Origin of the sequence: Leisingera sp. ANG-M1 (assembly GCF_000813745.1) — a bacterium.
Classification (GTDB): domain Bacteria; phylum Pseudomonadota; class Alphaproteobacteria; order Rhodobacterales; family Rhodobacteraceae; genus Leisingera.
Map to the genome: position 1 here is coordinate 315,627 of NZ_JWLC01000008.1, position 19,296 is coordinate 334,922.

Consider the following 19,296-nt stretch of genomic DNA (forward strand, 5'->3'; position numbering starts at 1 on the left):
GGGTTACTTGCCCATCACCGGCGGCTGGGTCGGATCCTTGGGGTTCGGATAGACCAGGCCTGCCGAAATCACCAGCTTGGCGGAATCTTCCACCGACATCTCCAGCTCGATCACGTCTTCCTCAGGCACGAACAGCAGGAAGCCCGAGGTCGGGTTCGGCGTGGTCGGGAGAAAGACGCTCACCAGACCGCCGCTGGTTTCGGCGCGTTCGGCAATCTCGCCCTTGGCGGTGGTGGAGATAAAGCCGATCGCCCAGATGCCCTTGCGAGGGTATTGCACCAGGCAGGCTTTCTCGAAACTGCGCTCGGACTGGGCAAAGACGGTTTCCGAGATCTGCTTGATGCCGGAATAGACCGTGCGCACCACAGGCATCCGGTCCACCAGGCTTTCGGCGAAGCTGATCAGCGAACGGCCGAGGATGCCTTTGGCGATCCAGCCGACCACGATCGTGAACAAGAGGAAGATGATCAGCCCGACGCCGCGCAGGTTGATGCCGATATATTGTTCGGGCCGGAAAGTGGTGGGCACCAGCGGCAGCACCACGCTGTCGATCCAGCCCATCACCGACCACAACAGCCAGATGGTCAGCCCCACCGGCGCGATGACCACGATGCCGGTAAAGAAAGAGGCGCGCAGGCTGGCAAACAACCCTGGGCGTCGGTGCGGTTCTTCGTCGAAAGGCGTGGTCATTGGTCTGCTTTTTGCGGAAATTCCGGATGGAACCTAGGCACTGATGCCGGGCCTAGCAATGGCATAGGCCCGGAAAATCAAGTCATTGTGTCAGTTTGTTCAGTTCCTGTGCGATCTTTGCCGCGAGCCGGGCGTTGTTGCGCACCAAAGCGATGTTGGCGGTCAGCGAACGGCCTTCGGTCAGTTCGAAGATACGGCGCAGCAGGAACGGGGTGACATCTTTGCCAATGACGCCTTGTGCGTCCGCCTCGGACTGGGCCTGGGCGATCACCGGGGCGAGGTCCTGAGCGGCGATCTGCGCGTCTGCCGGGATCGGGTTGGCGATCAGCTGGCCGCCGGGCAGCCCCATCGCCTGGCGGGTGGCGTGGGCGCGGGCGATTTGAGCGGGGGTGTCCATCCGCAGGGGGGCTTTCAGCCCGGATTGCGCCGACCAGAAGGCTGGGAAACTGTCCTGGCCATAGGCAATCACCGGCACGCCCTGGGTTTCCAGAACTTCCAGCGTCTTGGGCAGGTCGAGGATCGCCTTGGCGCCGGCCGCAACGACGGTGACCGGGGTCTGCGCCAGCTCCATCAGGTCTGCGGAAATGTCGAAGGTGGTCTCGGCCCCCTTATGCACGCCGCCAATGCCGCCGGTTGCAAAAACGCCGATACCGGCCAGACGGGCCGCAATCATGGTTGCGGCAACCGTGGTGGCGCCAGTGCCGCCTGTCGCGATGCAGGCAGGCATGTCGGCGCGGGAGATCTTGGCAACACCCTTGGCCTGGCCCAGCGACTGCAGCTGATCGGGCTCCAGTCCAACGTGCAGCACGCCATTCATGACTGCCATGGTGGCGGGTGCGGCACCAGCCTCGCGGATGTCCTGCTCGACTTGGGCTGCGACCTCAACATTCTGGGGATAGGGCATCCCGTGGGTGATGATGGTGCTTTCCAGCGCTACAACGGCGCGGCCTTCGGCCTTGGCGGCCTGGACCTCGGTGGAATACTGGATCTCGATCACAGTGGGGGTTCTCCTGAAACGTAAGTTGCCGCGGCTTTGAGAGCTGAGCCCAAAGCTGTCTGGCGATCTTCACCGCGCGCTTCGGCGGCGATGTGGGCGGCCATGAAGGTATCTCCGGCGCCAGTCACACGGGCGACCGTGACGCGGGGCGGAACAAGGGTGATGGCGCCCTCTGCCGTGGCCTCGGTGGCAGAGCTGCCACCGTCGGTGACCAGCACTCGCGCAGCGCCGCGGTCCAGCATCGCCTTGGCGGCAGACTCGCTGTCGTTGAATTCGGCCTGGCAGAGAATGCCGGCTTCCTCAAGGTTCACGTAAAGCGTGCCGCGTGTGCAGCTGAGGAAGGGGCGCAAGCGCTCTGCCTTGCCGGGCGAGGCCGGGGCCACCCGCAGATCCGCCTTGGCAAAGGCCGGGCTTGCGGCGATGTCGTCCAGCAGTGAGAGGGTCAGGTTGCCGTCCAAAGCCACCTGGCCCGCATAAGGAGCGGCTGCAGTGCCTAGCGTGCCGTCGGACAGAGGGCGCAGGATCTTGTCGCCTGCGGCCTCCAGCGAATGGGCATCGGCAATAGCGGCTATCAGACCATTGGCGCCTTCAACCGCCATGTAGCGGTCGGTCGGAAGGTCTTCGGAACGGTAGACGTAATCGGTGATCAGCCCGAAATGGCCGCAGGCATTGATCAGTTCCTCGCCTTCAGGATCGCGTCCGACCGCGGTCAGCAAGGCAGGCTTCATGCCGAAACGGGACAGCGTCATGGCGATGTTCATGGCGACACCGCCGGGCAGGCGGGTAATCCGCCCGGGCATGTCCGAGCCGCGCTGCATTTCCATGGTGCAGCGGCCGATGATGTCCCAAAGGACAGACCCGATGCAGAGAACACCGGGGCGCTGAGGGTCAGTTGCTTGTGTCATAATGACCTATTGCCGCCTTTGGGCTGCTACTGCAAGCCGCTTCACCGGGCCGGGACGGCAAAGGTGAGCGCCGCCCAAAGGCTTTCCCATACGTAGTCTTTTCCTTCAGGGGCGGCGCGCAGCACCACTGCGTCCAGCAGGTAGGTATGTCCCGGGGTTGCGGGGATTGAGGCTTCGCCCTGGTGATCTGTCAACTGGGTGCTGATGGCGACTGTTCCGTCCGGCGCCTTGCTAAAGATCTCAACCTGGACCCGCGGCCGCGGGGTGCCCTGGTAGAGAACCCGTACAGGCAGCCCATAGGTCAGATCATCGGTGTAGGGGTTGGCAAGGGCAAGGATCTCCGTCTCAAGACCAGCCTCCGTGTCTTGACCCCTGCCGCTGCCGACTGAAACCAGCGCCTTTGCATAGCGGGTGTATTGCTCAATGAACCCGGCCTCTGGAAGGCCGAGCGCTTCGTGATGGATGCGGACGCCTTCAAACCCCTTGTGGTCGATGAAGGCCTGAAACTCCTCCCAGCTGTCATAGGTCAGCGTCTGCGGTTGTGTCTGGTGGATGAGAATAGAAAGCCCATCTTGTGCTATATTCCCGGTAAAGGCTGGCATATCACCCATCCGGCCTTGGTAAGGAACCGCGGTCCTGCCCTGCATCACTTCGAACCGGGCAATGCGGTGATCCAGGTAGGGTTGCTCGGCGCCATTGAATTCCTGGCCGTTGCGCAGTGTTGCCACTACCGGTTCACCGGAATCGACTTGATATTTTTCCGGCTCAATCCAAAACTCATGGGATAACAGCGGGGCGGATCCCAGGGTTAGCCCAGCACAGAGCATTGAGCAGAACAGGCGGATTTGCATGAGGGTGTCCTTGGTTGCCGGGCGGTGTCTTACTTGGCTGCGGGTTCTATTTGCGCTGCTGTTCTGCTGGGTTGCAATAGCTGCCGCCAGCGCCCGTGCGCATGAAGTAACGCCTGCCATTGCCGATTTCTCGGTCAAGGACGGGCAGATCACTCTGGAACTGCGGCTGAACGTGGAGGCCTTTGTCGCCGGGATCAATCTGGATGGGCTGTCGGACACCAATCAGACCGAGCAGTCCGCCGACTATGACGAACTGCGAGCGCTGGGCGCGCGCGAACTGGAGCCGATGGTTCAGCTCTTTGCCGAGGAGTGGCTGCCCGGCTTTTCGCTGCAGGCGGGCGGCCCGGTGGTGCTGAGCGTTTCCAAGGTCACCATTCCGGATGTTGGGGACGCTAGCCTGCCGCGTTCGTCCTTTCTGGAACTGACCGGCGAAATTCCGTCAGAGGCCCGCAGCCTGCGCATCGCCTGGCCCGTGGGCTCCGGTGGTGTGGTCCTGCGGCAGAACGGAGTGGAGGCGCCCTATACCGGCTACTTGCAGGGCGGAGAGACCTCGCCGCCGATAGCCCTGGGCGGTGGTTCGGCGCAAACACCGGTGGACGCCTTCATGGAATACATCCCCGTGGGCTTTACCCATATTCTGCCCAAGGGGCTGGACCATATCCTGTTTGTGCTGGGGCTGTTCTTCCTCAGCCCGCGTGTGCGGCCGCTGCTGCTGCAGGTGAGCGTGTTCACCGTTGCTCACACCATCACTCTGGCGCTCGGCGCGCTGGGCATGGTTGATGTGAACCCAAGCATAGTGGAGCCGCTGATTGCGCTGTCGATTGTGTTTGTTGCGGTCGAGAACATCTTTGCCCGCAAGTTGCACAGTTGGCGGACCTTTGTGATCTTCGGCTTTGGCCTTTTGCACGGGCTAGGGTTTGCCTCGGTGCTGGGAGAGTTCGGTCTTCCGCCCAGCCAGTTCCTGCCCGCCCTGATCGGGTTCAACGTGGGGGTGGAATTGGGGCAGCTGGCCGTGATCGCCGTGGCCTATCTGGGAGTGCGCCTGTGGTTCGGAAGGCATCCAAAGTACCGCGGCCGGGTGGCTATCCCGGCCTCGGTTACCATCGCGATGATTGGCGGATATTGGTTTGTGGAGAGGGTGTTTCTCTAAACACCCGCCATGGTCTCAGCCGATGGCCCGCATCAGCACCTTGAGCGCGGCCAGCGGGTCTTCTGCGTGCCAGATCTCGTCACCAATGCCAAAGAAGTCGGTAAACGGGGAAACCTCGCGCACGAGTTCCTCGGTCAGACCGCCCTCGGCAACCACGGGCACTTCGATCATCTGCGACCACCACTGGAACAGGTCGGCTTCTGCCTGTGCGCCGTCGCCCAGGCCGGAGGTGCCCACCGGACCAAAGCTTACATAGTCCACGCCTGCCTCGCCTGCGACCATGCCGTCATGCTGCGACGCGCCGCAGAAGGAGCCTACAATGGCATCCGGACCAAGCGCCTTGCGTGCGGCGCGCACGGATTTGGAGGCGTCGGTCAGGTGGACGCCGTCCAAGCCCAGCCGCTCAGCCAGGATCTGGTGGTCAGAGATCACCAGCGCTACGTCACGCTCCATGGTTACTTCGCGCAGCGCATCGCCCGCACGGCTCAGGGTGTCCTCGTCGCGGCTCGCCAGATCCAGGCGCACGCAGGCCACGTCGATCTCATCCAGCACCCGCGCCAGGATCCCGGGAAATTTGCCCAGCTCGAAACTCGGCGGGGAGATCAGATAGATCTGCGGCTGCTCCGGTGCGTCAGCAGGGCTTCCCATGGCGGTGCTCCATTGTTCAGGCATTTGCCGGTGTTTAGCGCATCTGCTGCAGGACGCAAGGATTTGCAGGCCGCCGCGGCGCAGGAAATGCCGCTGTTGCTGGCGCCGGACCTTGCCCCGAGCGCCTGCGGGGATTACAGCAGGGCGGATTTTACGCGCAACAGACGGATGCCAGTCGCAATGCCCACCGATACGCCTCAGCCCGCCTTTGTCCTGGTCCGCCCGCAGATGGGCGAGAATATCGGTGCCGCCGCGCGGGCGATGTGGAATTTTGGCCTCGACCGGATGCGCATCGTGGCGCCGCGCGATGGCTGGCCGAACCCCAAGGCGGTGGCGATGTCCTCGGGCGCGGGGCGTCTGCTGGATGAGGCGCAGCTTTGCGCCGATGTGCCGGAGGCGCTGGGCGACTGCACCTATGTCTTTGCCACCACCGCCCGCCAGCGCGGGCTGACCAAACCGGTCTACAGCCCCGAACGCGCGATGCAGATCGCCGCGGAAAAGATAGCCGAAGGCGAAAAGGTCGCCGTGATGTTCGGCCCCGAGCGCGCTGGTCTGGAAAACGACGACATCGCCAAGGCCAATGCTATCATCTCGGTGCCGGTGAACCCGCTATATGCCTCGCTGAACCTGGGCCAATGCGTGCTGTTGACCGGGTATGAGTGGATGCGCCAGTCCGGTGAGGTGGTGCATGAAACCACCGATCTGGGCCGCAAGGGCGACTGGGCGACAGGTGTTGAAGTCGAAAAGCTGGTTGAACACTACGAAGACCGGCTGGAGGAGGCGGGCTTTTTCTACCCGCCGGAAAAGGCCGAAGGCATGAAGACCAACCTGCGCAACCTGTGGAGCCGGATGCGGATGACCCGCTCTGATGTGCAGATGCTGCACGGGATCATGCGTCAGATGGTCCGCTGGAAAGAGCGTGGCGGCGAATAAGCCGCACTGGACCTACACTATTTCCGCCCCTAGCTTGGCAGCAAAGATGACGAGGCAAGCATGAGCAAGCGCAGCATTTTCGAAGAGGTCGGGGGCGAGAAGCAAGACGCGCCCGCAGCGCAGCCGGGGCTGATCGACCGCGGCCGCGGCGGCGCCCGCAAGGCGATCCGCGCCTGGCTGATGGTGCTGTTTGCCCTGGTGGTGGCGATGATCGTGGTGGGCGGGCTGACGCGTCTGACCGATAGCGGGCTGTCGATCACCGAATGGAGGCCTGTAACCGGAGCGATCCCGCCGATGTCCGAGGCCGAATGGCAAGCGGAGTTCGACAAGTACAAGCAGATTGACCAGTGGCAAATCCAGAACCAATGGATGGAACTCTCTGATTTCAAAGAGATCTACTGGTGGGAATGGGGGCACCGCCAACTGGGCCGTTTTGTTGGTCTGGTCTGGGCTGTTGGCTTCCTCGGCTTCCTGGTGGCGCGCAAGATTCCCGCGGGCTGGACTGGCCGACTGGCGCTGCCTGGCATTCTGGGCGGAGTGCAGGGGGCCATCGGCTGGTGGATGGTGGCCTCTGGCGTGACCCAGGGCGAAGGCATGATTGCCGTCGCCTCCTACCGCTTGGCAGTGCACTTGGGCCTGGCCTTTGTGATCCTGGGCTTCATCGCCTGGTACGTGCTGATGCTGGGCCGCGAGGAGCGCGAGCTGATGCAGGCGCGCCGCGCCAAGGAGGCCAAGCTGTTCAGCCTCTCAACTGGCCTCATGCATTTCTCCTTCCTGCAGATCCTGCTGGGCGCGCTGGTGGCGGGCATTGATGCGGGCCGCTCCTATACCGACTGGCCGCTGATGGGCGGTCAGGTGATCCCGCCGAACCCCTTCATGATCGAGCCCCTGTGGAAGAACTTCTTTGAAAATCCCGGGCTGGTGCAATTCATCCACCGGGTGGCCGGCTATCTGCTGTTTGCCTTTGGCGTGGTGGCCTGGCTGCGCGGCCGCGGCTCTGCCCATTCTCGCACCCGCTTTGCCTTTAACGCGGTTTTTGCGGCGCTTTCGGTGCAGGTTCTGCTGGGGATCATTACCGTGATCTATGCCGCGCCGCTGCATGCCGCGATCACCCATCAGATCGTGGCGATTGTCGTCTGGGTGCTGATCCTGCGGGCCCGTTTCCTGTCGGCCTATCCCATCGCAACTTCGATTAAGGACCATTGAGAGCATGAGCGCATTTGACGAACTGATGGCCTTCCAGCGCGACACCCAGGCGCTGGGGCAGATTGCAGGCCGGCTGGGCTGGGACCAGGAAACCATGATGCCGCGCGGAGCCGCGCCGCAGCGGGGCGAGGAGATGGCTGCGATTGAGGCAGTGCTGCACGCCCGCCGCTCAGACCCGCGGGTTGCAGACTGGCTGGAACAGGCCGAAGCTCCGGATGAGGCTGGCGCGGCGCAGCTGCGCGAAGTCCGCCGCAGCTATGAGCGCACGCTCAAAGTGCCCGCTGATCTTGCCAAGAAGATCGCCCAAGTGACCTCTGAGGCGCAGGGCAAATGGGCTGCGGCACGCGCGGATGAAGATGTAGCCGCGTTCCTCCCAGTGCTGGAGGAAGTCGTTGCGCTGAAGCGTGAAGAAGGCCAGGCGCTGGCGGCGGGCGGTGATGTCTATGACGCCATGGTCGACGACTACGAGCAGGGCATGACCGGGGCAGGGATCGCAGAGATCTTTGATGCCATGCGCCCGGGGCTGGTCGAATTGCGTGCCAAGGTGCTGGAGAAACCTGCGCCGAAGGGGCTTGAAGGCAGCTTTGATGAAGGCGCGCAGATGAAGCTCACCCGCAAGATTGCCAAGGTCTTCGGCTACGACATGGCGCATGGCCGCGTCGACAAGGCGGTGCATCCGTTCAGCTCAGGCTCGGGCCTGGATGTGCGGATCACCACGCGGACCAGCGAAAATGATCCGTTCAACTGCTTCTACTCGACAATTCACGAGGTCGGCCACGGCGCTTATGAGCAGAATATCAGCCGTGATTATTTGCTGACCCCGCTGGGCCGCGGCGTGTCCATGGGCGTGCACGAAAGCCAGAGCCGGATTTATGAAAACCAGATCGGCCGCAGCCGGGCGTTCACCGGATGGCTGTTTGAAGAGATGAAAGCGGCCTTTGGCGAATTCGGCATCGCGGACGCGGATGCTTTCTATGCTGCCGTGAACACGGTGCACAAAGGCTATATCCGCACCGAGGCGGACGAGCTGCAGTATAACCTCCACATCATGCTGCGGTTTGGCCTGGAGCGGGCTCTGATGAGCGGCGATCTGCAGGTGAGGGACCTGGAGGCGGCCTGGAATGACCGGTTCTTGGCGGACTTCGGTTATGCGGTCGACAAGCCGTCCAATGGCTGCCTGCAGGATGTTCACTGGTCGGTGGGGCTGTTCGGCTACTTCCCGACTTACAGCCTTGGCAATGTCTATGCAGGCTGCCTGTACCAGGCGCTGCGCCGGGATGTTCCGGGACTGGACGCGCAACTGGCCACAGGTGATACCACTGGTGCGACCACCTGGCTGAAGGAAAACCTGCAGCAGCATGGCGGTTTGCGCAACCCGCGCAAGACCATCATTCATGCCGCCGGCATGGAGCCGGGACACGCGCCGTTGCTGGCCTATCTGGAAGAAAAGTTCAGCCTGATTTACGGCCTCTGATCCGAGCGCCGGTCCGGCTCCGGGGCGGTGAAAAATCCGCTGCCCCGGAAATGCCGCATTTTAAGTATACTCTCGGTCTCACATGGGGATGTGAGTAAGAGAGTAACGTGATGCATACAGCCGTAGCATATCTGATTTTTGCCAGCTTCGTGCTGGCGCCAACCCTGATCTGAGGGCACCTTCCTCAGATCAGTGCCATTCGTTCCGCCCGCTCAGGATCGGGGAAGGGGCGGTAGAGGCCGATTTCGGCCTTTGCGATCAAGGCGGAGACGTTTGAGTAGAGCCTCTCTACCTCTTCGTCATGCTCGCCCAGCACCCGGAACGCCTGATCCAGCTGGGTCATGTCCTCAAACTCGACTTCCAGCAGAAAGTCGCGGCAGCTGTCGCTGGCGAGGTTCAGCTTGCGCCGCATAAGGCGCCAGTCCAGAACGACGTTGCGCTCCTGCAGATAGCCCATCCATTGGCCAACCGCGCTGGCAAAGCTCAGCGCCTTAGCCTCGTGATGCAAATCGATGGAGCAATGGTAGAGGTTCATTACAGGTCCCCTTGAAAAATCAACTCAAAGGGTAGTCTGGCAAAGAAAGATTAGGCATCCGTTAAACAAGAAACGCCGCCCCCATGGGGACGGCGCTTTTCAATTACGCGGGGACGAAAGGTTTAGCTTTCTTCTTCCTCATCGCCGTTCTCGGCGATCCAGGCAACCGAAACAACTTCCTCGCTCTTGCCGGTGTTGAACACCCGGACACCGCCGGCTGAGCGGGAGCGGAAGGAAATGCCGTCAACCGGCACCCGGATCGACTGCCCCTTGGAGGTTGCCAGCATGATCTGGTCATCCATTTCCACCGGGAAGGAGGCCACGATTTCGCCGCCGCGCATCGCCTTGTCCATCGCGGTGACGCCCATGCCGCCACGGCCGCGAACAGGGTAGTCATGCGACGACGACAGTTTGCCCGAGCCGCCTGCGGTGATGGTCAGGATCAGGTTTTCAGCTGCCGACATCTCTGAATAGAGCTCGGTGGAGAAGTTCGGATCCTCAACCGCATCCTCGTCCGAAGCCTCGGCATCGTCGGTCAGACCGGCCATGGCACGGCGCATCTTGAGGTAGGCGGTGCGCTGCTCCGGCGTGTATTTGGAGTGGCGGATGACCGACATCGAGACAACGCTGTCCTCGCCGGTCAGCTTGATGCCGCGGACGCCGGTCGACTCGCGCGAGTTGAAGACGCGTACGTCGGTGGAGCGGAAACGGATCGCGCGGCCGGAGTTGGTAAACAGCATCACGTCGTCGTCTTCCGAACAGATGCGCACATTCACCAGTTGCACCGAGCCGTCCTCGGGCAGTTTCATTGCGATCTTGCCGTTGCGGCGGACATTGGTGAAGTCCGACAGCCGGTTGCGGCGCACGTCGCCGCCAGAGGTCGCAAAGACCACCTGCAGGTTTTCCCATTCCTCATCCGGCACATCGACCGGCATGATGGCGGCGATGGATACGCCTGTGGGGATCGGCAGGATGTTGACGATCGCCTTGCCCTTGGAGGTGCGGCCGCCCTGCGGCAGGCGCCAGGTCTTGAGCTTGTAGACCATGCCGTCGGTGGTAAAGAACAACAGCTGCGTATGGGTATTGGCCACAAAGAGGGTGGTGATCACATCCTCTTCCTTGGTCTGCATCCCCGACACGCCCTTGCCGCCGCGCTTCTGGGCGCGGAAATCGGCCAGCGGGGTGCGCTTGATGTAGCCGCCGGAGGTCACGGTCACCACCATGTCCTCGCGCTCGATCAGGTCCTCGTCCTCCATGTCGCCGGACCAGTCGACGATCTGGGTGCGGCGCGGCACGGCGAAGTTGTCGCGCACTTCGCGCAGCTCGTCGCCGATGATGCCCATGATGCGCTCGCGCGAGGACAGGATTTCCAGGTATTCCTTGATCTTGGCCGCCAGTTCTTCCAGTTCGTCGGTGACTTCTTTGACGCCGATCTGGGTCAGGCGCTGCAGGCGCAGTTCCAAGATCGCGCGGGCCTGGGTCTCGGACAGGTTATAGGTCCCGTCGTCGTTCATGGTGTGGGTCGGATCGTCGATCAGGCGGATGTAATCCGCAATATCGGCAGCCGGCCAGCGGCGGGTCATCAGCTTTTCGCGCGCCTCAGCCGCGTCCGCAGAGGAGCGGATGGTAGCGACGATTTCATCGACGTTGGAGACCGCAACAGCCAGACCGCACAGGATGTGGCTGCGCTCGCGCGCCTTGCGCAGCAGATGCGCGGTACGGCGGGCGACAACATCCTCGCGGAAGTCGATGAAGGAGGTCAGGAACCGGCGCAGAGTCAGCTGCTCCGGCCGGCCGCCGTTCAGCGCCAGCATGTTGCAGCCGAAAGAGGTCTGCATCGGAGTGAAACGGTAGAGCTGGTTCAGAACCACCTCAGGCGTTGCGTCCCGCTTCAGCTCGACAACAACCCGAACACCGTTGCGGTCAGATTCATCCTGCACATGGGCGACGCCTTCGATCTTCTTCTCGCGGACTTGCTCTGCGATCTTCTCGATCATTGCGGCCTTGTTCACCTGATAGGGAATCTCATCCACAACAATGGCATAGCGGTCTTTTCTGATCTCCTCGACTCGGGTCTTGGAGCGGATGATCACACTGCCGCGGCCTTCAAGATAGGCCTTGCGGGCACCCGAGCGACCCAGCATCACACCACCGGTCGGGAAGTCCGGGCCGGGGATATAATCGATTAGCTGCTCGCTGGTCAGGTCCGGGTCTTCGATCAGCGCGAGCGTGGCGTCTACCACTTCGCCCAGATTATGCGGCGGGATGTTTGTGGCCATGCCCACGGCGATGCCGCCGGCGCCATTGACCAGCATGTTCGGGAAACGAGCCGGGAGAACAGTCGGCTCCTGGTCCTTGCCGTCGTAGTTGTCCTGAAAATCGACGGTCTCTTTTTCGATATCCGCGAGCAGCGCTGCTGCCGGCTTGTCCATGCGCACTTCGGTGTAACGCATTGCCGCCGGGTTATCGCCGTCCATCGAGCCGAAGTTGCCCTGGCCGTCCAGCAGCGGCAGCGACATCGAGAAGTCCTGTGCCATCCGCACCAGCGCGTCATAGATCGCGGAGTCGCCGTGCGGGTGATATTTACCCATCACGTCGCCAACCGGGCGGGCCGACTTGCGGTAGGCCTTGTCATGGGTGTTGCCGGATTCGTGCATGGCATAGAGAATGCGGCGGTGCACCGGTTTCAGCCCGTCGCGCAGATCGGGGATCGCGCGGCTGACGATGACCGACATCGCATAGTCGAGATACGAATTGCGCATCTCTGTCTCGATGGACACAGTGGGGCCATCGTACGCCGGGCGTTCCGGCAGGTTTTCTTCCATGTTTTCAGGAGTTTCCGGCGTATCGCTCACGTTGGATATCTGCTCTTCTTCTGAGGTCTATATCTTGTGTTTGCACCCTACCAGATACCGTATATGGGGCGCAAGCAAACAGCCCCCAAGCAAGGCAACAAGGCGTTCACGCAAGGGTAACGCACTGTTTTTGCGGAAATTAACGAATTGAAGCCTAGCATTAGGGAGAGGGGGCAAGAATTGGAGGCTGAAAATGGAGAGCAGCGAAACCGAGCTGATGCTGAAAGGATACGGGCTGACCACGGCGGAATTCACTTACCGGATGCCCGATTACATCCACGTCCTGAACACCTTTGTTTGGCAGGAATACGATCTGGCGCCGGATCATCCCAGGCTGTTTGAATTCATTGAGTTCTGGCAGCGCGAGATTGAAGGCCCGCTTCATTCGGTGCGGTTCACCCACCGAAAGATGATCGGACCGGGAGAGTGGCGCAACGTGGTCGGGGAATTCCAGATCCACTGACAACGGGCCCGCTGACTGGCGGGCAGTTTACCGCCACGCATAAACGGCACAGCCCGTAGATCCGCTGGAGGTGAAGCTCTGGCCGTCTGCAGCCAGGCGGCCGCGCCAGGTAACTGTGATCCCGGGAAAGTAATCCGTGCCGCTGATCTGGTGACCGTTCAGGTAAACTTCGGTGTTGGCGTTCTGGCCCAGTGAATCGCTGAGGCGGCCGTGGTATTTATTGCCGCCTGCGTGAGTGTAATGCACGGTTCCGGTGACCTTTACGACAAGCGCGCAGGTTGCCTTGAACCTCCAAGCCCCGGCCAAAAGTGCTGTTGAAGGCGGCTGCGTGGATGCGGCAACTTGGTTTGGTTTCACCTTGCACACAGTTCCTGAGTGCCCCTGCAGCTCCTCAAGCGCATGTGCGGTTCCCAAGTCATCTGCCCCCAGTTCTGACTGTGATGCAGCAAGATACGCCGCAAATGCCCGCCGGGTTCTGGGGCCTGCAATGCCGTCGGCGCGCCCGGCCTGACAGCCGATACGGTTCAGGGCTTCCTGTGTTTTAGCCATGATTTCCCTGGTGTCCGGTATAACCGGCAATGAGACCGGGGCAGACAGATCGGCCGCGACCTCCGGCTGCTCCGGCACTTCCGGATCAAGCCCCTGCCTGAGTTGCAACGCAACGGCATAGCTGTATTCGTCTTTCCGCGCGGCGTAGCGCTCGAGGAAACTGTCGAGCGCCTTAGGAGTTCCGATGGACCTGGCGATTTCAAAATCTGCGTGCATGGAGTCGGCCTGGGCCTGTACAGGGGGCGCCGCCGCGGCCGCTTGCGTGAAGTAGAATTCTCCCAGCAGTTCATCGTAATAGGCCGGGAACTGATTGTGCTGAACGGTGAGCGCCAGGTCGCGGACTTCAAGGCGCAGCCCGGAGACCAGCGGCCGCAGTTCCAGGCCGGGTTCCGACAGACGCGGCAGCAGGGCCCGGGTAAAGACCGAGTTTTCCGCGGTGTCGTCTTCGTTCAGCCGGTCCAGCGCCAGCTGCCCTGCACCGGCGGAGAAAATGACGAACGTTCCTTGCGGTGCGTTGATCCGGCCCAATCCCCTTGCAGTACCGATGCTGCGGCCCTCGCTCAGTTTGAACGGGTTGTTGCGGCAGGCGTCGATGATCGCGATTGCTGACCGGGCCCCGGTCTTGCGAATCCTGTCGAGAAGCGCCGATAGAGCGATTGACTCGGATTTCACAAAGTCGCTGCCACCCGCGCCGGGAGCCGCAATATCTGCTGGAAGAAGGTAGTTTTCGCCTTCGATTTCAATGCCATGCCCGGCGAAGAACACAAAGGCTGTGTCTCCTGGTTCCAGCCGGGACGTGAATTCTGATATCTTCCGGTTCAACCCGCGCCGGTCCTGATCCAGCGCCTCCACCAGGGTAAATCCCAGCTCATTCAGCTTGGCGCCGATGGCCTTGGCGTCTGCCCGCGCTTTGGTCAGGGCGGGCACATCCGTATAGCTGTCGATACCGATAACCAAAGCCAGCCGGTTTTGCGCGGCGGCGGAAAGCGGGAGAAGGCAGAAAAACAAGATACTGAGAAAACGCATCACGCACACCTGGCAGAACAAACGGCTTACACGGCCGTTCTACCATGAATAGTCCAATGATGGCCGGGAACCAGCGGTTTTCCTGGAATTTCTCCTCAGGCCGAGCAGCTGGCGCCTCCCAGAACGCAGAACTTGGCGCAATGCGGATGGTTCAGCTGCACCGGGCGCTCGGCCTCGGCCAGAGTTTCCCCCATCTCGAATTCCGGCGCATAGGGCAGCAGCGTGCAGGCCAGGACTGCAGGGCTTTCCGCACCTTTGCGTTTCACCACCATCCGGGAAGACGCGCACATGACGCTGTCCGGGCTCTTGTTCAGGATGCCCCAGCAAGCAGTTGTAATCTCAGGCACTTCCACGCTTTCGTCCATTTCCGGGAACAGCACGGTCTGGCCTGGATTTTCCGCGTCTATGGCAAAGCCATTGGCGGAAAACAGCGCGGCATACCCGTTGCGGGCTTCTGCTTCGCTTTCTCCCCAAACGGTGCGGCCTGCCACAGCCATCTGAAAACCGTAGTCCCGCAGCCATTCCATGCCTTCGATGGTCTTGGCAAAACTGCCGGCGCCGCGTTCTTTGTCGTGCAAGGCTTCACTGTGGTGGTCGACGGATATCCGTAACGTCAGCTTATCTGCAAAGTCATCGCGAAGGCTCAGCAGGCCTGCCTTGACCGTTTTGCGCATCATCGGGCGCATGGCGTTGGTCAGGATCAGCACCTCAAAACCGCGCTCCAGCGCTGCGCGAGCCATCCCGATCATCTCGGGGTTCATGAAGGGTTCGCCGCCAGTAAAGCCGATCTCTCGGACCGGCCAGTTCCGTTCGGCAAGCTGATCAAGGTAGCGGCGGACTTCGGCTTCGGTCAGGTAGACAAGCGCATCATTGGTCGGCGAGCTGAGGATGTAGCAATTGCTGCATTCGATATTGCACAAAGTGCCGGTGTTGAACCAAAGAGTTTCCGGATTGCTGAGCGGCACCGAGGCGCGTTCCTGACCATTGGCCGTCACAAAGGCGTCTTGAAACTTGCCTAGGTTCGCGACGGGTTTTTGCAGGTCTTTCATGCGGATGTCCTTTGGGGCAGTTCCTTTCGCCGGAAGCTACCTTATACTGGGCAGGAAATGAAAGCAGCCGGGCAGGCACATGACAGGGATGTGAGCGGCAGTGTGCCGCCTCTGCACCGGACAAACGCGGGAAGAAAGAGAAATGGTTTCGCGAGTCATACCGGTCGAACCGTTTGACCTGGTGGTCTTTGGCGGCACAGGCGATCTTGCGCAGCGCAAGATTCTGCCGGCGCTGTTCCGCCGCCATTGTGCGGGCCAGCTGCCGGGCGGCGAGCGGATTATCGGTGCTGCGCGCACCGCGCTCAGCGATGCCGAGTACCGGACAATCGTCGCTGAAGCCATTCGCATGCACGCCGGCCCAAAGGCCTGCGGCGGCGGGGCGCTGGAGGCGTTTCTTGAACGGGTCAGCTATGTGGCGCTGGATGCCAAGGGCGATGACGGCTGGGGGGCGCTTTGCTCGCAGCTGCAGTCGCCTGGCCAGGCGTCTGTCCGAATCTTTTATTTCTCGGTCGGGCCTGGCTTGTTCGGACCGCTGGCCGAACGGCTTCAACGGCACGGGCTTGTCAGTTCAGACACCCGGATTGTGGTGGAAAAACCGTTCGGCCGCGATCTGGAGACCGCACGCGAGCTGAACAGGACCCTGGCCAGCCACTTTGACGAGGGGCAGATCTACCGGATCGACCATTACCTCGGCAAAGAAACAGTACAGAACCTGATGGCGGTCCGCTTTGGCAACATGCTGTTTGAGCCTTTGTGGAACAGCCAGTATGTCGACCACATTCAGATCACTGTGGCGGAAACTGTCGGTGTTGAGGGCCGCGAGGAGTATTATGAACGCGCGGGAGCCATGCGCGACATGATGCAGAACCACTTGATGCAGCTGCTGTGCCTGATTGCTATGGAGCCGCCTGCCAAGTTCGATCCGGACGCGGTGCGCGATGAAAAGCTGAAGGTGATCCGCGCCCTGGATCCGGTCGAACCGCACCATATCGTGCGCGGCCAGTATCAGGCGCGTCTGGACCCAGAGGACCCGCATCCCTCTTACCGCGGCCTGGTCAGCAATCCGCGCAGCACCTCCGAGAGCTACGTGGCGCTGAAGGCGCATATCAGCAACTGGCGGTGGGCAGGGACGCCGTTTTACCTGCGTACGGGCAAGCGTCTGGTTAACCGGTCTTCGGTGATCAATGTGATGTTCAAGGACGCGCCGCACTCGATCTTTGGCGCCGAGGCCGGGCGCCACGCCAATCATTTGAAGATCCGGCTGCAGCCGAACGAAGGTATCACGCTGAGTGTAACTATCAAGGAACCGGGGCAAGGCGGCATGCGGCTCGTGGATGTGCCCTTGGACATGAGTTTCGCCGAAGCGCTTGGGCCGGAAGGCGGGGATCCGCCGGATGCCTATGAGCGTCTCATCATGGATGTTGTGCGTGGCAACCAGACGTTGTTTATGCGCGGAGACGAGGTCGAGGCGGCCTGGGCCTGGACAGATCCGGTGATTGCGGGCTGGAAGTCCCGAGGAGATGTGCCTAAACCCTATGAAAGCGGCAGCACCGGACCCGGGGATGCCGATTTGCTGATGCGCCGGGATGGGCGTGAATGGAGAGGGATAAACCCATGAAATTCAACGAATACCCTGATCAGGACATGCTGGCCATCGAAGTCGCGAATGAAATTGCCGGCGATCTGAAGACTCATCTCTTCCATCACGACACAGCCTCGTTTGCGGTCGCGGGCGGAACCACTCCGGGAATGATATTTGATGATTTATGCGCTGCGGACCTCGAATGGGACCGTGTGCATGTGTTGGCAACTGATGAGCGCTGGGTGCCAGCGGACAGCGAGCGTTCGAACGCGCGGATGATCCGCGATAGGCTGTTGCAGAACCGGGCCTCCGCGGCCGGCTTCTTGCCCTTCCATATCCCTCAACGTGAGCCCGAAGACGTGCTGGCAGAACTGGAAAGCCAGGTTGCACCGCAGTTGCCGCTGTCTGTTCTGCTGCTGGGAATGGGTGAGGACATGCACACCGCATCGTTGTTCCCGGGCGCAGAAGGGATCGAAGCCGCATTGGCGGCTGATGCGCCGGTTCTTGCAGTGATGCGGCCCGACAGCCAGCCAGAAGCAAGGGTCAGCCTCACAGCCCGGGTGCTGGACGCCGCAATTGCCAAGCATTTGGTGATTTTCGGCGCCGCCAAACGCAAGACGCTGGAGCAGGCCTTGGCCATGCCGCCGGAAAACGCACCGATTCAGGCAGTTCTGTCCGAGGTTTCCGTCCATTGGGCGCCTTGAATTCAGGAAAGACACATATGTTCACGGCATTGAAAACGCTGCATGCAGAGCAGTGCAGCGGCAGTATTTCCGAGTTGTTCGAGAACGACCCGCAGCGTGCGGAAGCGTTCAGCGTGCGGTCGGGCTCTCTGTTGTTCGACTATTCGAAAACCCGGATCACCCGGGAGGTGCGGGCGGCTTTGACTGGCTTGTGCCAGGAGCGTGATGTGGCGGGCAGGCGGGAGGCCATGTTCACTGGTGGCCTGATCAATGAAACCGAGCAGCGCGCCGTATTGCACACGGCTTTGCGCGATCCGGACGGACCAGAGATGATGGTTGAAGGCCAGGATGTCCGGGCGCCGCTGCGCCGTACCCTGGAGCGGATGGAAGCTTTGGCGGACCGGGTGCGCTCCGGCACCCTGGCTGGTCCCGGCGGGGCTTTTACCGATGTTGTCAATATCGGTATCGGCGGTTCGGACCTGGGGCCGGTCATGGCGGCCTTGGCTTTGGCGCCGTATCACGACGGTCCGCGCTGCCATTTTGTCTCGAACGTGGACGGCGCCCACATTCACGACATCCTGCAACGGATTGATCCTAAAACCACTTTGGTCATCGTGGCCTCCAAGACCTTTACCACAGTTGAAACCATGACCAACGCTGCCACAGCCCGGCGCTGGATTGAGGCTGCGGGCGGCGATCCGGCACGGCAATTTCTGGCCTTGTCCACTGACGAGGAAGAAACCGGCGCCTTTGGAATCCCGCGCGAGCATGTTTTCGGTTTCGAGGACTGGGTGGGCGGCCGCTACTCAGTTTGGGGTCCGATCGGGCTGAGCGTGATGTTGGCGGTAGGTCCGGAAAACTTCCGGGCCTTCCTGGCGGGCGGCAAGGCAATGGACGAACATTTCCGGACCGCCCCTTGGGAGCAGAACATGCCGGTGATGCTGGCGCTGACCGGGATCTGGCACAATCAGGTCTGCGGGTATCCGACACGGGCAGTCCTGCCGTATGATCAGCGGCTGCGGCGTCTTCCGGCCTACTTGCAGCAGCTGGAAATGGAATCGAACGGCAAGTCAGTGGCGATGGACGGTGCTCCGCTGCCCTATGGCTCCGGGCCGGTGGTTTGGGGCGAGCCGGGCACAAACGGCCAGCATGCATTCTATCAGCTTCTGCATCAGGGAACTTCGGTGGTACCGGCCGAGTTCCTGGTGGCAGCCAAAGGGCACGAATCGGAATTGGCGCAGCACCACCGGCTGCTAGTGGTAAATTGCCTGGCGCAGTCAGAGGCGCTGATGCGCGGCCGCAGCCTGGCCGAGGCCCGGAAGCTGATGCAGGATGCCGACTATGAGGGCAGTGAGCTGGAGCGGCAGGCCCGGCACCGGGTATTCCCGGGCAACCGGCCCTCCACAACGCTGATCTACCCGCAGCTTACGCCTTTCATCCTGGGCCAGATCATTGCGCTTTATGAGCACCGGGTTTTCACCGAAGGTGTTGTGCTTGGGATCAACTCTTTTGACCAATGGGGGGTCGAACTGGGCAAGGAACTGGCGGATTCCCTGATCCCTTTGCTGGCTGGAGACGCGCCCGCAGACGATAAGGACGGTTCAACCCGTGCATTGCTGAGGTTCGCGCGGCAGGAAGAGCGGGATTAAGGGCGGCAAACCGTTGCCGGCTCCAAGGCGGCTTCTGTTGGTTCCTGCATA

The 19,296-nt window shown here is 61.5% G+C and carries 17 protein-coding genes; 8 read left to right on the forward strand and 9 right to left on the reverse strand.

The window, feature by feature from the left end; genetic code table 11:
- Positions 1 to 3: 3 nt before the first annotated feature.
- The 4 genes from RA19_RS08265 to RA19_RS08280 form a co-directional block, all read right to left on the reverse strand.
- Complete coding sequence (locus RA19_RS08265) at positions 4 to 690, reverse strand: DUF502 domain-containing protein (protein ID WP_039161434.1); 687 nt, start codon at positions 688 to 690, stop codon at positions 4 to 6.
- Between the two features lie 82 nt (positions 691 to 772).
- A complete protein-coding gene (locus RA19_RS08270) occupies positions 773 to 1,687 on the reverse strand; it encodes a pseudouridine-5'-phosphate glycosidase (protein ID WP_039161436.1) in 915 nt (304 codons plus the stop codon).
- Positions 1,684 to 2,592, reverse strand: a complete 909-nt coding sequence (locus RA19_RS08275; protein ID WP_039161438.1) for a PfkB family carbohydrate kinase — start codon at positions 2,590 to 2,592, stop codon at positions 1,684 to 1,686. Before RA19_RS08275 ends, RA19_RS08270 begins: the two co-directional genes overlap by 4 nt.
- A 41-nt stretch (positions 2,593 to 2,633) precedes the next feature.
- Entirely contained in the window at positions 2,634 to 3,443 is an 810-nt protein-coding gene (locus RA19_RS08280; RefSeq protein ID WP_039161441.1) for a DUF4198 domain-containing protein, read from the reverse strand.
- Between RA19_RS08280 and RA19_RS08285 the strand changes: the two genes are divergently transcribed.
- Positions 3,442 to 4,593 carry a HupE/UreJ family protein gene (locus tag RA19_RS08285; RefSeq protein ID WP_052261700.1) on the forward strand — a complete coding sequence of 384 codons (1,152 nt, stop codon included), beginning with the start codon at positions 3,442 to 3,444 and terminating at the stop codon, positions 4,591 to 4,593. The genes RA19_RS08280 and RA19_RS08285 overlap by 2 nt on opposite strands.
- A gap of 15 nt (positions 4,594 to 4,608) precedes the next feature.
- Here the strand turns inward: RA19_RS08285 and RA19_RS08290 are convergent, their stop codons facing one another.
- Positions 4,609 to 5,241, reverse strand: a complete 633-nt coding sequence (locus RA19_RS08290) for a thiamine phosphate synthase (protein ID WP_039161442.1) — start codon at positions 5,239 to 5,241, stop codon at positions 4,609 to 4,611.
- Between the two features lie 180 nt (positions 5,242 to 5,421).
- Between RA19_RS08290 and RA19_RS08295 the strand changes: the two genes are divergently transcribed.
- The 3 genes from RA19_RS08295 to RA19_RS08305 are packed head-to-tail and all read left to right on the forward strand — an operon-like array spanning position 5,422 to position 8,854.
- Complete coding sequence (locus RA19_RS08295; RefSeq protein WP_039161693.1) at positions 5,422 to 6,174, forward strand: RNA methyltransferase; 753 nt, start codon at positions 5,422 to 5,424, stop codon at positions 6,172 to 6,174.
- Between the two features lie 60 nt (positions 6,175 to 6,234).
- Positions 6,235 to 7,380 (forward strand): heme A synthase, encoded by a 1,146-nt coding sequence (ctaA, locus tag RA19_RS08300; protein WP_039161444.1) that lies wholly within the window; start codon positions 6,235 to 6,237, stop codon positions 7,378 to 7,380.
- 4 nt (positions 7,381 to 7,384) lie between these two features.
- Positions 7,385 to 8,854 (forward strand): carboxypeptidase M32, encoded by a 1,470-nt coding sequence (locus tag RA19_RS08305; RefSeq protein WP_039161445.1) that lies wholly within the window; start codon positions 7,385 to 7,387, stop codon positions 8,852 to 8,854.
- 184 nt (positions 8,855 to 9,038) lie between these two features.
- On the opposite strand, the gene RA19_RS08310 is transcribed toward RA19_RS08305, so the two are convergent.
- Both RA19_RS08310 and gyrA read right to left on the reverse strand, forming a co-directional pair.
- The gene (locus RA19_RS08310; RefSeq protein WP_039161446.1) at positions 9,039 to 9,389 is read right to left on the reverse strand and encodes a DUF6614 family protein; all 351 of its coding nucleotides are present in this window, start codon (positions 9,387 to 9,389) and stop codon (positions 9,039 to 9,041) included.
- 122 nt (positions 9,390 to 9,511) lie between these two features.
- Positions 9,512 to 12,214: a DNA gyrase subunit A gene (gene gyrA, locus RA19_RS08315; RefSeq protein ID WP_039161449.1), complete on the reverse strand. Its 2,703-nt coding sequence runs from the start codon at positions 12,212 to 12,214 to the stop codon at positions 9,512 to 9,514.
- 223 nt (positions 12,215 to 12,437) lie between these two features.
- Between gyrA and RA19_RS08320 the strand changes: the two genes are divergently transcribed.
- On the forward strand, positions 12,438 to 12,707 hold the full coding sequence (locus RA19_RS08320) for an usg protein (protein ID WP_039123636.1): 270 nt from the start codon (positions 12,438 to 12,440) through the stop codon (positions 12,705 to 12,707).
- Positions 12,708 to 12,734: 27 nt separating this feature from the next.
- Here the strand turns inward: RA19_RS08320 and RA19_RS25720 are convergent, their stop codons facing one another.
- Together RA19_RS25720 and RA19_RS08330 are read right to left on the reverse strand one after the other, a co-directional pair.
- Positions 12,735 to 14,282, reverse strand: coding sequence for a caspase family protein (locus tag RA19_RS25720; protein ID WP_052261702.1), 1,548 nt, complete (start codon positions 14,280 to 14,282; stop codon positions 12,735 to 12,737).
- Positions 14,283 to 14,377: 95 nt separating this feature from the next.
- The gene (locus tag RA19_RS08330; RefSeq protein ID WP_039161451.1) at positions 14,378 to 15,331 is read right to left on the reverse strand and encodes a radical SAM protein; all 954 of its coding nucleotides are present in this window, start codon (positions 15,329 to 15,331) and stop codon (positions 14,378 to 14,380) included.
- Positions 15,332 to 15,473: 142 nt separating this feature from the next.
- Here RA19_RS08330 and zwf point away from each other — a divergent pair, with 142 nt between their 5' ends.
- Genes zwf through pgi form a run of 3 tightly spaced genes read left to right on the forward strand, consistent with a single transcriptional unit; the run spans position 15,474 to position 19,245 of the window.
- Positions 15,474 to 16,949, forward strand: coding sequence for a glucose-6-phosphate dehydrogenase (zwf, locus tag RA19_RS08335; RefSeq protein ID WP_039161453.1), 1,476 nt, complete (start codon positions 15,474 to 15,476; stop codon positions 16,947 to 16,949).
- The gene (pgl, locus tag RA19_RS08340) at positions 16,946 to 17,617 is read left to right on the forward strand and encodes a 6-phosphogluconolactonase (RefSeq protein WP_039161455.1); all 672 of its coding nucleotides are present in this window, start codon (positions 16,946 to 16,948) and stop codon (positions 17,615 to 17,617) included. Before zwf ends, pgl begins: the two co-directional genes overlap by 4 nt.
- Before the next feature lie 17 nt (positions 17,618 to 17,634).
- Positions 17,635 to 19,245, forward strand: a complete 1,611-nt coding sequence (pgi, locus tag RA19_RS08345) for a glucose-6-phosphate isomerase (protein ID WP_039161458.1) — start codon at positions 17,635 to 17,637, stop codon at positions 19,243 to 19,245.
- Positions 19,246 to 19,296: the final 51 nt, after the last annotated feature.

Coding starts and splice junctions, on each gene's coding strand:
- pgi (WP_039161458.1), top strand. CDS start 17,635: ATGTTCACGGCATTGAAAACGCTGCATGCAGAGCAGTGCAGCGGCAGT.
- RA19_RS08305 (WP_039161445.1), top strand. CDS start 7,385: ATGAGCGCATTTGACGAACTGATGGCCTTCCAGCGCGACACCCAGGCG.
- RA19_RS08330 (WP_039161451.1), bottom strand. CDS start 15,331: ATGAAAGACCTGCAAAAACCCGTCGCGAACCTAGGCAAGTTTCAAGAC.
- RA19_RS08320 (WP_039123636.1), top strand. CDS start 12,438: ATGGAGAGCAGCGAAACCGAGCTGATGCTGAAAGGATACGGGCTGACC.
- zwf (WP_039161453.1), top strand. CDS start 15,474: ATGGTTTCGCGAGTCATACCGGTCGAACCGTTTGACCTGGTGGTCTTT.
- RA19_RS08275 (WP_039161438.1), bottom strand. CDS start 2,592: ATGACACAAGCAACTGACCCTCAGCGCCCCGGTGTTCTCTGCATCGGG.
- RA19_RS08290 (WP_039161442.1), bottom strand. CDS start 5,241: ATGGGAAGCCCTGCTGACGCACCGGAGCAGCCGCAGATCTATCTGATC.
- RA19_RS08265 (WP_039161434.1), bottom strand. CDS start 690: ATGACCACGCCTTTCGACGAAGAACCGCACCGACGCCCAGGGTTGTTT.
- RA19_RS25720 (WP_052261702.1), bottom strand. CDS start 14,282: ATGCGTTTTCTCAGTATCTTGTTTTTCTGCCTTCTCCCGCTTTCCGCC.
- pgl (WP_039161455.1), top strand. CDS start 16,946: ATGAAATTCAACGAATACCCTGATCAGGACATGCTGGCCATCGAAGTC.
- RA19_RS08295 (WP_039161693.1), top strand. CDS start 5,422: ATGCCCACCGATACGCCTCAGCCCGCCTTTGTCCTGGTCCGCCCGCAG.
- ctaA (WP_039161444.1), top strand. CDS start 6,235: ATGAGCAAGCGCAGCATTTTCGAAGAGGTCGGGGGCGAGAAGCAAGAC.
- RA19_RS08310 (WP_039161446.1), bottom strand. CDS start 9,389: ATGAACCTCTACCATTGCTCCATCGATTTGCATCACGAGGCTAAGGCG.
- RA19_RS08285 (WP_052261700.1), top strand. CDS start 3,442: ATGAGGGTGTCCTTGGTTGCCGGGCGGTGTCTTACTTGGCTGCGGGTT.
- gyrA (WP_039161449.1), bottom strand. CDS start 12,214: ATGGAAGAAAACCTGCCGGAACGCCCGGCGTACGATGGCCCCACTGTG.
- RA19_RS08280 (WP_039161441.1), bottom strand. CDS start 3,443: ATGCAAATCCGCCTGTTCTGCTCAATGCTCTGTGCTGGGCTAACCCTG.